An 11,302-nucleotide genomic window follows, 5' to 3' on the forward strand; every position below is an offset into this window, starting at 1 on the left:
GTTCGCGGGTGACGATGAGCCGGTCCGAACGCGGGGCATCGGCGTCTCAAAAAACTTCGGAACCTAACGCCCGATAGATGGTTAACGCGCGGGTCCCTCGAAGCGGACCCGCATCGGGCGCCGTCCGGCGCCGATTGCTTGCTCAAAAGACGATCATAAGAACGGAGAAAGTGATGAACGATGTCTGGTTTTCCGAACCGGTGGTGATCGATTTCCAGCCAAACGGCCGTCGCAAAGTCTCAACCTGCTTCGAGGCGATGGAATGCCTGGACCAACGCTGGCCGAGAAAGGCGCGCGACCGCGCCTGGCGCTCCGCGAGCCGCGTATGCCGCGATGCGCTAGACGGCCTGCGCAGCCCTGTGGAAGCCCGCAAGACGCTGCGCAAAGCGGCCAAGGTCGCCGGCCTGCTCGCCTAGCCTAAAGTATCCATGGTGCCCACGGGGGCGCCGCCAGGCCCGTCGCGGTTTCCCATTGCCGCGGCGGGCCTGTGCTTTTGGGCAGGCGAAGTGACGGCCGACGCATACGCAGGATTGCGTTGGAACGCATCCGGTGGGGTACATGAAAACGCCGGCCGCTGGGCTTCAGGGTTGCCTGACGGGTTCAGGCCGTTCCATTTGGGCGAGTCGGGCCGCGGACTGCAACGCAAGCGCCGCGACGTGGTAAACGGGCGGTTACTATCCACAGGTACCGGCCGGTCGGCCGGGCGCGGCCCGATCAGGCGAACCCGCCGAGCACCTCCGGAAACTGGACCGCCATCGCTCCTTCGTCCGCTTGCCTGGCGTAGATGCGGTGCATCTTCGTGCCGTCATATCTGGCCCGGCGGCGCTGCACGTCCTTGCCGAAAAGGCCGGCAAGGGCGTCAAAGCGCCGGAGGAAGCGCTTCGTCATGCCGCGTTCGAAAGGTATGCGCTGCTCGAAGGGTTTGCCCCAGGGCGTGTCCCTGGCCAGATCGCGCCAGACGCTGAGCGCTTCGAGTTCGACCCCGACCTGGTTGCCCCACGGCTTGCCGCCCGCGAAATGCCTGGCCCAGGCTTGCGAGAAGCGGAATTCCCTCGTGCCAAGCGATTGGAGATTCCAGTTTGGATGCATTGTCTGCCATTTGCCCTCGAAGACGACGTTGAGGGCATTTTGATCGTTCATCTGACCTTCGACAGCGAGCTTGCGGGCTTCCTTCATAAGCTGTTGTTCGCGCACCGGCGCCATGTTGAACACGATGATGCCGGCGTTGAAGTAGGGGGCGCCCGGCTGCATGGACATTTTTTCCCGGTAAGCTGGCCGGAAATACATGTAGTCATCATGCGCAGCGAGCAACGGCGCATGAACCGGCTGTCCCACCAGGTCGGCTATGTCCCGGTTGAAAAGAACGTCGCAGTCGACATGCGCAATGCGGTCGTAAGGCGCGAACTCCGCAAGCTGATCGACAAAGAGCCGGACGAACGTCGCGACGCTGCCGGGGCGAAAGCGGTAACCTGACGCGGCCATGAATCCCGCAACATCAACCACCTGAATGCGATCCTTCAACAGACGATCGGCGACGCTTTTGTCGGCGTCGCTCGCTCCTAGATGAAGAATGAAACCGTCCGTCGGTTTTTGTGAAACATCCAATATCCGGCGCGCTGCAAGACAGGCATAGGGAAAGTACCTGGCATCAGCCGCTACGAAAAAACATGATTTCGTCATTCGCCGTCATCTACCCCCGGACCGATTTGCTGGCGGTGCCTGCCACAAAATGCCGAGCTACGAAAGTTTCAATGGGACCGGAAAGCGCGGCCGCCTCGTCCTTGATCTTATCGTCGTTCCAATGCCACCACTGGATTGCCAGCAGCTTCGAAATGATCTCTTCGGGGAAGCGGTATCTGATCAACCTTGCCGGGGAGCCACCCACGATCGCGTAGGACGGCACGTTCCTGGTGACCACAGCTCCTGCCCCGACGACGGCGCCATCGCCGATTTGAACGCCCGGCAAAATTATTGCGCCATGGCCTATCCAGACATCATTGCCGACAATGATGCCACCCGGTCTGCCGCCATTTGCGATCGGCTCGGGCTGCTTGAGCAGTCGGCTGTAAATCGGGAACGAGGTTGCGCTGCCGATCTGATGCTGGCCGGAGCACATGAAGAGCATCTGGCCGGCGACCGAGCAGAAGGCACCGACTTCCAGCGGAGCCTCTTTCGAAGGAAACAACACCTTTCGCCATGTCACGCCGTAGGTGTGACGGCCAACGGTCACATGCTCCGGTATTTTGGAGCGGACATCCTTCAGCCATTTGGAAAATGTCGACATTCGCAATCCTCCCCCCTCAGCCCTCGGGCGACATAGCCGCAGATCAGTCGAAGCAGCAAGCCCAGGACGTTCCGAAACTTCCCGTCGAAGCGACCATGGAAGCACCGGTTGATACGCGATCAGGCCAAGACTATACCCGCCACATCGGTCAGAAGGCGGGTGGACAGTGTTACAGGAAAGCTATCTCGAATTCATACTGCGCTGGCATTTGTACCGCCGATGGCATCGTCCGCAGCGCCCGAAGAGGCAGGCCGAATTCAATTTCCATCAGTTGATGAAAGCCACCCCGGCAAATGGCCTGTTCATCGATCTAGGCGCCAATATCGGGGATGTTACCCGTCATGCCTTGAGCTATGGCATGAGGGTCATCGCCTTCGAACCGGATCCTACCGCGCTTGAGGTGCTGAGGCGCCGTTTCCGCAACGACGAGCGGGTCACGATCATCCCGAAAGCAGTCGGCGGGTCGGCACGAAAGGCCACCCTGCATCAAAGGCCGGATGCGCAGAACATCCGCATGACAGAGTGGTCATCCCTATTCGAGGTACCCGCGCATGCGAAAGGGAGCGCTTTTGAAGTCGAAGTGGTCGACCTGGTGGATTACCTGAAAGGAATTCGCGACCCTATTGCCATCGTCAAAATGGACATCGAGGGCGCCGAGGCGGAATGCATCGAAGCGATGCTGGACGACGGCGTCCATCGCTCGATCGGTCGCATCCTCGTCGAGACTCATGAAAGGCTGTCGCCGGACTTGGCCGCCAGGATCGGAGCGCTGCGCCAGCGAATTTTCCGCGAGGGTATAGCCAACATCGACCTGGATTGGGGATGATCCCAAGTCGCCAGGCGACTGCTCAAGCGGCCAACTTGAAGCCGTTTGATTTTTCAGAGGCCCCGAGCAAAGAGAACGTCGGGGTTGCCATTCATGCGAGGCAGCGTTGGCATTCAAACCAATAGTGGACGGATTGAGCAAAAACCGGGCCGTCATCCGGGTAAAGACGCTCAGAAACCAATTCGTTTACAAGATTTTCGAATATCGAGGACGGGCATCCGGCCGCCTGCTTGCCAAGCAACTCCAGGAAGCCGGCGTGTCCCGCGTGTGCATCACGATCGCATTCAACACGCCGTGGGTGATCGACGCCTTGACGAAAGCGTGGGAAATGCAGTCGCCTGGCATGACGCTGGTCGTCGTCGACAACTCAACGAAGGTCGAGGCCAGGCAAGCTATTGCGCGCGTCTGCAAAATGCGCGGCGTGCCCTACCTTGCCCTGCCGATGCGGGTCGAAAAGCACCTGTCGAGGTCGCACGGAACGGCGATCACATGGGCGTTCCACAACATCGTGCGCCACTTGAAGCCGGAGCTTTTCGGCTTCATCGATCACGACTGCTTCCCGGTCGCGCCGTTCGACATCCCGTCCAAGCTGGCCGGCAAAACCGTGTATGGACGCAGGGCATACGGCAGCGAAAACCACGTCTACAAGGCCGGGCCGGATGATCGGCACTGGAACCTGTGGGCAGGCTACTGCTTCTACCGGTTCTCCGCGGTGGCCGCCTGCAAACTGAATTTCGACCCCCGCTTGAGCCTTGGCCTCGACACCGGCGGCGCAAACTGGGCGGCCCTCTACTCGAAGCTCGCCGAGACGGAGGTCGCCGTCGCGACGCTGGAGCAGCGGCCGATGACGATGGCGGGCGCGGTCGGGCACCACGAGGTCATCGACGGCGCCTTCTTTCACCTCGCCGGCGTGTCATACCCCGAAAGGCCTGGCTATCATCATCGAACCGCGGAGCATCGGCAAATGCTTCGCGACTATGTCTGGAACACTTATCTGGGCGGCCCGGCCGGACAGGGCGTGAGCGACTTCTGACCGGTGGCTTCCACGCGGTCTGGCCCTCGCGGCAATAACACACCGCCAATGGGTCGTGGGCTTGGTGGTTGATCGCTTCGCGAAGGCTTAGATCCATAGTCAACCGGATCTCACAAGCCATTGAATAGATTGGCGATCCCGGCAGGATTCGAACCTGCGACCATCGGCTTAGAAGGCCGGTGCTCTATCCAGCTGAGCTACGGGACCGTCGGCGGCCGAGCCGGCCGATGCGGGTTACACCAGACTCGACGTCAGTGCGTCCAGGGCGTCCTGCGGTCATAGCGGAAATTGTCCGAATAGGAAATCTGCCGGCGCTTGGCTTCCTTCGGCTCTTCGACGCGATAGGCGATCTTTTCCTTTTCGGCGTAGGCTACCGCCTCTTCCTTCGTGTCGAAGGTGAGCTTCACCTGGCTCAGCATGTCGCCCGAGGTGGTGTAGCCCATCAGCGGATCGATCTTCTTGCGCTGGGCGGGATCGAACTCCAGCACCCAATATCCGGTCTTGGCCTTGCCGGACTGCATCGCGGTTTTGGCTGGACTGAAAATACGCGCGGACATGACCACCTCTTTGCCGCCCGACAATCCGGGCATTCTTGTTCGGCGCCGTCTCCGAGATCCTGTCGGGAGCCCGAAATCTCGCGCCAACCCGTCATTACTGTGCAATGGCCGCGGCGGCAAGGCCGCAAGCGGCGTGCTGCCCGCCATTGCTCAGGGAACCTCAGGCCCAGGGAACCTCGGGCCCAGCGAACCTCGGGCGCAGCGACCCTCGGGCGCAGGGAACCTCGCCCGGCTGACGACATTATCGAAATATCGGCCGGCCCAGGCCGATCCTTGCCATCATCAAACCGGACGTTCGCCATGACCAATGCAACCGAACAAGCCGTCCTGCAGCTCGCCGTGCTCGTAGGCAGCCTGCGCGCGCAATCCTTCAGCCGCAAGATCGCCAAGGCGCTGACCGCCCGCGCCCCGGATTCGCTGCGCTGCCGCTTCATCGAGATCGGCGAATTGCCCTTATACAACGAGGATCTGGAGGGCGACCCGCCGGCCGCATGGTCGGCGTTTCGCGCCGCAATACGCGAGTGCGATGCCGTCCTTTTCGTCACACCGGAATACAACCGCTCGATTCCCGGCTGCCTGAAGAATGCGCTGGATGTCGGCTCGCGGCCGTTCGGCAAGAGCGTCTTCAAGGGCCTTCCCGCCGGCGTCGTCAGCGTCACTCCGAACAAGCTCGGCGCCTTCGGCGCCAACCATGCGCTGAGGCAGACCTTCGTCTTCCTCGACATGCCGGTGATGCAGCAGCCGGAAGCCTATATCGGCAATGCCGCCGAACTGCTCGACGCCAATGGCGCGGTGAAGAGCAGCGATACCGCCGCCTTCCTGGAGAACTTCATGGGCGCATTCGAGACCTGGATCAAGACGACGCGGCCCGGCGGCTCATCCTTCGACGCCTTCATGAAGCAACGCGAAAAGATCGCCGAGGATTACGTGAACGGCGATGCGACATCGTTGAAGGCGATCGTGACGCATTCCGAGCCGGCGACATTCTTTTCGCCGCGGGGCGACCATCTCGAAGGCGCCGATACGGTCGCCGGCCGCTACGAGCGCGACGCCACGAGCTTCCACGAGGGCGGCAGCACCGACCTCGAGGTGCTGCAGGCGTCGGCAAGCGGCGAGCTGGCGTTCTGGACCGGCCTGCAGCATGCCAGGGCGCGCATGGGCAAGAACGGCGAGCCAACCGAGATGACCTTGCGGGTGACTGAGGTGTTCCGGCTGGAGGATGGCGCGTTCAAGCTGGCGCATCGCCACGCCGACCCCGCTCATTAGCCGGCGTTCATAAAATCCGCGACACAATGCCGAAGGTCTTTGCAACGGGCCCCTATTCCTTTTGGCCCGTGGGCGGCATATGTCAGATACATGGTCGTGCCACTAGAAGGCATGACGACGGCGATAAAGACACGAATGGGCGCGGAAGCGAAAGCCTTGCCGTCGGGGGTCGGCGAGCCAGCGATATTGGACGGCGCGATTGTCATCGGCGCGGGCGCCGCGGGGCTCGCTGTCTCGCACGCACTGACCAAGGCCGGTGTGACGACGCAAATCCTGGAACGCGAGCAGCGGCTGGCCGAGCCCTGGCACCGCCGCCACGACAATCTGCACCTCAACACGCATCGCGACCTCTCTTCGCTGCCCGGCGTATCCTATCCGGCCGGAACGCCGGCCTTCCCGCATCGCAGCACCGTCATCGGCCATCTCAACGACTTTGCCGAGACGCACCGGCTGCCGATCACCTTTGGCATCGAGGTCGAGGAGATCGAATTTCGCGGCGACCACTGGCTGCTGCGGACAAGCGAGGGCCCGAAGGCGGCGCGATATGTGGTGATCGCCACCGGGCGCGACCGGCAACCCTTCATCCCGGCCTGGAAAGGCATGAAGGATTTTTCCGGCAGGATCATCCATTCGGCCGATTTCGGCCGGGCGAGCGACTATGCCGACAAGAAGGTGCTGGTGGTCGGCGCCGGCAATTCCGGCTTCGATGCGCTCAACCATCTTTCCCGCGCCGAGACCGGCCAGATGTGGCTTTCGGCGCGCAACGGGCCCTCGCTGCTGCCCAAACGTATCGGCAAGATCGCGGTGCACCGGCTGTCGCCGGTCATGGCGAGGCTGCCCACAAGGGTCGCGGACGCGGCCATGGCGGCAACGCAGCGCCTGGTGTTCGGGGACCTGACGAAATACGGCCTGCCCCCCGCCGCGTCGGGCGGCGCCAGCCGGCTCGGCTCCGACTACACGGCGATCGCCGCCGACGACGGCGCGGTCGCGGCCATCAAGGCCGGGCGCATCATCGTCGTGCCACAACTGCGCGAGTTCAGGCGCGACGACGTCGTGCTCGACAATGGCCAGGCGATCGCGCCCGACATCGTCATCGCCGCCACCGGCTACCGCACCGGATTGGAGACGATGCTGGGCCGGCTCGGCGTGCTCGACGCCAAGGGCGTGCCGCTGTTCAACGGCGCTGCGAACGACCCGAAGCTGCCCGGGCTCTGGTTCACCGGCATGCGGCCGAGCATTCGCGGCTGCTTTGCCAATGCAAGGATCCAGGCCGCGGCGATCGCCAGGAAGGTCGCCGGCCAAAAGCGCTGAGCCGGGTCGGCTATTTCCGCATGAAGCCGCGAAAGTATCGGCCGCAGTGCGCCGTTGCTTGTCCACGAAACCGAGGGCCGGCGCTGTTCAACACCGCGGCATCGTCCCGGATTGGGGCACTGCCGTTTTTGTGTTGCCTTCCTGGCGTGCGCCCCCTATACGCCGCGGGACGTCGGAGTGTAGCGCAGCCTGGTAGCGCACCTGATTTGGGATCAGGGGGTCGCGTGTTCGAATCACGCCACTCCGACCATCGCTTCTTCCCAGAAACGACCAGGCCGGTCTCGCGGCCCGGGATCCTGGCCAGAAGGGCTCGTATCTTGGCAGCCGTTGTCGTAGCGATCCTCGACAGGGACAATTGGGACGCCAACACCGACATCATCGTCGTCGTGGACGTTTCCAGGCGGAGCCTGACTTGGGTCCCGCGCGACTTGTGGTCTCCCCTCATAAGCGACCGCGTCAATGCGGCCTTCGCCATCGGCGGCGGCAGGCTGCTGCTCGATGCGCTCGCGGAACTGGGATTTACGGCTGAGAGCGCAATCTGCCTCCGGCGGGGCGCGACCGAAGCCGCGCTAGCCGACGCCAGCGTCAAAGTGCCGATCCGAGAGCCGTTCGATTTCTGGTATCCGCTGACGCCGACTAGTCGCCTCGAGGACGGGCGCCGACAGGTTTCCTTTCGCCCGCCCACCGAAACGCTGTCCGGCGAACGGTTGCACCAGTGGATCGGCGCCCGCACCACGGTCGACGGCAAGGGTACCGACTTCCACCGCATGCGCCGCCAGATCGCGTTCCTGCGCGCGCTCATCGCCCAAGGCTTCGATTTCCGCGCCGCGCTGACGGATCCGGAGCTGGTGCGGATCACCGGCGAGAATCCGCGGCCCGTGCTTGCCCGCGTCACGGCCGGTTGGCGCATGCGGGTGCATGACTGGGTGGACGACGCGATCGTCGACGGCAAGATGGTCCTGGTTCCGCGCAAGCCGAAGCCATGGTGGCGGCGGCAATTGCGCCGGCTGCGCGACAGGTTCAAGGGCAAGCGGAGTTAGAGCAATTCCAGGAAAAGTGCGACACGGTTTCCGTTAGGAATTGCGTCAAATAGGACGTTTCGCCGTTTCCGTGAAACGGTGAAATGCTCTAGTCTAGCCAAACCAGCGCCCGGGAGGGACGGTAAACCCGCCGGGCGAGAACCCCAACACCTCGAGCCCGGCGAGCCTACAACCCGATCAGGAACGCGACCGGGACCGGGGTTAGCCGGCGCTGGTCGCGTTGCAAGGAAGATGCCGGAAAGACCGTCCCAGAATGGCACGGCTATAGCGCATCCCACGGATCGATCACAGACACGCCTGCCGCCCGGAACGACGCCGCATCGCGCGACGCGACCTGAAAGCCCTTGGCGGCGGCAATGGCTGCGATGTATCCATCAGGCACGGGAAATCCCTTTCCGCTCTAAATATCGAACTCACCTTGGCCTTCGTCCATGGCGCCGACGGTCTCGGCCGCGAGCGCGCGGGTGATCGGCGTCTTGCGCTCCAACGCGGCGCGGTCGAGGCGCTCGACGACGCGCATGGCGGTGCCGAGCGAGCGCTCGATGCGCCGCACCAGATACTGCACCACATGCGGCTCGACCTCGACCTGGCGGTCGGCGAACAGCTTTGTGATGACGCCGGCAAGCAAAAGGTCGTCGGGCTCGTGGATCTCGATGGTCGCGGCCGCCTTCAGCCGCGAGATGAGGTCGGGCAGCGCGACCCGCCAGGCCGAGGGGAAACGCTTCGCGGTCAAAAGCAGCGTCGAGCCGGCGCCGCGCACGGCGTTGATCAGGTGGAACAGGCCCTGCTCGTCGATCGCCGTCTTGTCGATGTCGTCGATGAGCGCCGGCCTGGCGCCCAGCCCGGCGATGTGCTCGCCGATCCGGCCGGGGTCGATGGCGACGGCGTGCGCCCGGTCCTGCCAGATCCGGGCAAGATGCGTCTTGCCGGAGCCGGGGGGCCCGGCCAGCACCACGACGGGCGACGGCCAGTCTGGCCAGCGGTCGATCAGTGATGCCGCCTGCGCATTGGTGCCCGAGACGACGAGCTCGTCACGCGAATAGCCGGTGCCGTGGCCGAGATCGAGCGGCAGCTGGCGCGGCGGGTCGGAGCGCTCTGCGGGCACGTTCAGCCTCGCGGCTTGGAGCGATGGCCGCCGCCGCGATCGGCCGGCAACGCCGGCACGGGCTCGGTGCCCTGGCCCTTGTAAAGCGGCGATTGGAGGTAGCGGCCGATGGCGAAGCGCACCAGCACGGCAATCGCCGCCGAGGCCGGCACCGCGATCAACAGGCCGACGAAGCCGAACAGCGCTCCGAAGGCAAACAGCGCGAACATCAGCCACACCGGATGCAGGCCGACGCTCTTGCCGACCAGCCGGGGCTGCAGGATGTTGCCCTCGATGAACTGGCCGACGAAAAACACGCTGGCGACCGCCAACACCATGGTCCAGTCCGGCCAGAACTGGACGAAGGCGACGCCAACGGCGAGCACCAGGCCAGTCAGCGAGCCGACATAGGGGATGAAGGAGATCAGCCCGGCGAAGAAGCCGATGAGGATGGCGAAGTTCAAGCCGGTCAGCGTCAGGCCGGAAGCGTACATGGCACCGAGCACCAGGCAGAGCGTGCCCTGCCCGCGCACGAAGCCGGCGGTGGCGGTGTTGATGTCGCGGGCAAGCGCGCGCACGGTTTCGACATGGTCGCGCGGCACCCAGCCGTCGACCTTGGCCACCATGCGGTCCCAGTCGAGCAGCATGTAGAAGGCGACGACCGGGGTGACGACGAACAGGCTCACCACCGAGACCAGCGCCACGCCGGAGCTCCAGATCGAGGTGAAGACCGTGGTGAGCAGGCTGAAGCCGGAGGTCAACAGCGAGTTCAACCCGTCGCGCAGGCTGGCGGCGTTGACGCCAAAACGCTGCTCCAGCCATTTCGGATCGAAGCTGGTGATCAGCGACTGCAAGCGGGTGAGATATTCCGGCAGCTTGCGGGCGAAATCGGCCATCTGGGTGGCCAGCACCGGCACCAGGATGACGAAGGCCAGCACCACCACGATGATGAAGGCGATGAGGATCACCACCGTCGCCATCAGGCGCGAGAGGCCGAGCCGCTGCAGCCAGTCGGCGACCGGATCGAGGAAATAGGCGAGCACCATGCCGGCGACGAAGGGCAAGAGGATGCCCGAGAAGATGTAGAGGAACAGCGCCAGCAGGACAGCCGTTGCCAGCCAGAAGAAGACCTGGCGGCGGAGCGCACCCGAGCCGCCGTCAGCCGCGATCGCCGCGGCGTCATCGTCGGGCGCCCCCGCTGGAGCCGCCCGACCTGATGTTGCCCGACTTGGTGTCGCCGATCTGGGAGTCGCTCGTCTGGGAGCCTTCGCCATAGCCGCTCATATGCCTTAGCCAAGCCACGAGATAGGCCGCGGCCGAAGCCACGGTCAAGACCCCGGTCAGCAATATGAGCGCGGTCCGCAGCGTGCCCAGATGCACGGAAACGGCCAGCTCGCCCAGCACCAGCGCCGCCAGCACGATCTGCGCGGCGGTGTTGGCCTTGGACACAAACAGCGGCTTCACCTCGACCGGATGGCTCATGACGCTCGACAACAGCACGGCGCAGACGATCAGCCCGTCACGCGAGACCATGGTCACCACCAGCCAGAGCGGCAGTTCGCCGGCAAAGCCCATGACCACGAACACCGAGACCAGCAAAAGCTTGTCGGCGACCGGATCGAGATAGGCGCCGAGCCGGGACGACTGGTTCCAGCGGCGCGCGATGAAGCCGTCGACGCCATCCGAGATGCCGGCGACGAGAAAGCCGGCAAAGGCCCAGTCCCAACGCGCGTCGAGCAGCGCCAGCACCACGGCGGGCACCAAAAGGAGCCGCATGATCGTGATCATGTTGGGGATGGTCACGTGATGTCCCGTCGTGGCTTTTGAGCAATAGATGAGCGAGATGGCGGATGGACGCAAGGGAGGAACGATGAAGGGTTGCGCGAGGCACCCCCTCTGCC

The 11,302-nt window shown here is 63.9% G+C and carries 12 protein-coding genes, 2 tRNA genes and 1 pseudogene; 7 read left to right on the forward strand and 8 right to left on the reverse strand.

What is annotated here, in order from left to right; all coding sequences use genetic code 11:
• Positions 1–173 precede the first annotated feature (173 nt).
• Entirely contained in the window at positions 174–416 is a 243-nt protein-coding gene (locus tag F3H96_RS13765; RefSeq protein ID WP_149802274.1) for a DUF982 domain-containing protein, read from the forward strand.
• A gap of 298 nt (positions 417–714) precedes the next feature.
• Here the strand turns inward: F3H96_RS13765 and F3H96_RS13770 are convergent, their stop codons facing one another.
• Positions 715–1,680 (reverse strand): glycosyltransferase, encoded by a 966-nt coding sequence (locus tag F3H96_RS13770; protein WP_149802275.1) that lies wholly within the window; start codon positions 1,678–1,680, stop codon positions 715–717.
• 10 nt (positions 1,681–1,690) lie between these two features.
• Positions 1,691–2,284: a CatB-related O-acetyltransferase gene (locus F3H96_RS31515; RefSeq protein ID WP_149802276.1), complete on the reverse strand. Its 594-nt coding sequence runs from the start codon at positions 2,282–2,284 to the stop codon at positions 1,691–1,693.
• Positions 2,285–2,450: 166 nt separating this feature from the next.
• Between F3H96_RS31515 and F3H96_RS13780 the strand changes: the two genes are divergently transcribed.
• Together F3H96_RS13780 and F3H96_RS13785 are read left to right on the forward strand one after the other, a co-directional pair.
• Positions 2,451–3,110 (forward strand): FkbM family methyltransferase, encoded by a 660-nt coding sequence (locus tag F3H96_RS13780; RefSeq protein WP_149802277.1) that lies wholly within the window; start codon positions 2,451–2,453, stop codon positions 3,108–3,110.
• Between the two features lie 256 nt (positions 3,111–3,366).
• On the forward strand, positions 3,367–4,143 hold the full coding sequence (locus tag F3H96_RS13785; protein WP_244620002.1) for a hypothetical protein: 777 nt from the start codon (positions 3,367–3,369) through the stop codon (positions 4,141–4,143).
• 130 nt (positions 4,144–4,273) lie between these two features.
• On the opposite strand, the gene F3H96_RS13790 is transcribed toward F3H96_RS13785, so the two are convergent.
• Together F3H96_RS13790 and F3H96_RS13795 are read right to left on the reverse strand one after the other, a co-directional pair.
• A tRNA-Arg gene (locus tag F3H96_RS13790) sits at positions 4,274–4,350 on the reverse strand.
• A gap of 44 nt (positions 4,351–4,394) precedes the next feature.
• A complete protein-coding gene (locus F3H96_RS13795) occupies positions 4,395–4,700 on the reverse strand; it encodes an ETC complex I subunit (protein WP_041009755.1) in 306 nt (101 codons plus the stop codon).
• Between the two features lie 300 nt (positions 4,701–5,000).
• On the opposite strand from F3H96_RS13795, the gene F3H96_RS13800 reads away from it, so the two are divergent.
• The 4 genes from F3H96_RS13800 (at position 5,001) to F3H96_RS13815 (ending at position 8,317) form a co-directional block, all read left to right on the forward strand.
• A complete protein-coding gene (locus tag F3H96_RS13800) occupies positions 5,001–5,966 on the forward strand; it encodes an NAD(P)H-dependent oxidoreductase (protein WP_149802279.1) in 966 nt (321 codons plus the stop codon).
• A gap of 135 nt (positions 5,967–6,101) precedes the next feature.
• Positions 6,102–7,277 (forward strand): NAD(P)/FAD-dependent oxidoreductase, encoded by a 1,176-nt coding sequence (locus F3H96_RS13805; RefSeq protein WP_149802378.1) that lies wholly within the window; start codon positions 6,102–6,104, stop codon positions 7,275–7,277.
• Between the two features lie 173 nt (positions 7,278–7,450).
• Positions 7,451–7,527, forward strand: a tRNA-Pro gene (locus F3H96_RS13810).
• Between the two features lie 67 nt (positions 7,528–7,594).
• Complete coding sequence (locus F3H96_RS13815; protein ID WP_149802280.1) at positions 7,595–8,317, forward strand: LCP family protein; 723 nt, start codon at positions 7,595–7,597, stop codon at positions 8,315–8,317.
• A 262-nt stretch (positions 8,318–8,579) separates the two neighbouring features.
• Here F3H96_RS13815 and F3H96_RS31100 read toward each other — a convergent pair.
• The 4 genes and pseudogenes from F3H96_RS31100 to F3H96_RS13835 form a co-directional block, all read right to left on the reverse strand.
• Positions 8,580–8,717 (reverse strand): annotated as a pseudogene (locus F3H96_RS31100) (VapC toxin family PIN domain ribonuclease); the annotation flags it as partial.
• Positions 8,718–9,422 (reverse strand): DnaA regulatory inactivator HdaA, encoded by a 705-nt coding sequence (gene hdaA / locus F3H96_RS13825; RefSeq protein ID WP_149802281.1) that lies wholly within the window; start codon positions 9,420–9,422, stop codon positions 8,718–8,720. It lies immediately after the preceding pseudogene.
• A gap of 2 nt (positions 9,423–9,424) precedes the next feature.
• Positions 9,425–10,675, reverse strand: coding sequence for an AI-2E family transporter (locus F3H96_RS13830; RefSeq protein WP_244620003.1), 1,251 nt, complete (start codon positions 10,673–10,675; stop codon positions 9,425–9,427).
• Entirely contained in the window at positions 10,581–11,204 is a 624-nt protein-coding gene (locus tag F3H96_RS13835) for a CDP-alcohol phosphatidyltransferase family protein (protein WP_149802282.1), read from the reverse strand. The genes F3H96_RS13830 and F3H96_RS13835 overlap by 95 nt, the downstream gene beginning before the upstream one ends.
• Positions 11,205–11,302 lie beyond the last annotated feature (98 nt).

This window comes from Mesorhizobium sp. NFR06 (assembly GCF_900115245.1).
GTDB lineage: Bacteria > Pseudomonadota > Alphaproteobacteria > Rhizobiales > Rhizobiaceae > Mesorhizobium.

Coding starts and splice junctions, on each gene's coding strand:
- F3H96_RS13770 (WP_149802275.1), bottom strand. CDS start 1,680: ATGACGAAATCATGTTTTTTCGTAGCGGCTGATGCCAGGTACTTTCCC.
- F3H96_RS13800 (WP_149802279.1), top strand. CDS start 5,001: ATGACCAATGCAACCGAACAAGCCGTCCTGCAGCTCGCCGTGCTCGTA.
- F3H96_RS13795 (WP_041009755.1), bottom strand. CDS start 4,700: ATGTCCGCGCGTATTTTCAGTCCAGCCAAAACCGCGATGCAGTCCGGC.
- F3H96_RS13805 (WP_149802378.1), top strand. CDS start 6,102: ATGGGCGCGGAAGCGAAAGCCTTGCCGTCGGGGGTCGGCGAGCCAGCG.
- F3H96_RS13765 (WP_149802274.1), top strand. CDS start 174: ATGAACGATGTCTGGTTTTCCGAACCGGTGGTGATCGATTTCCAGCCA.
- F3H96_RS13830 (WP_244620003.1), bottom strand. CDS start 10,675: ATGGCGAAGGCTCCCAGACGAGCGACTCCCAGATCGGCGACACCAAGT.
- F3H96_RS31515 (WP_149802276.1), bottom strand. CDS start 2,284: ATGTCGACATTTTCCAAATGGCTGAAGGATGTCCGCTCCAAAATACCG.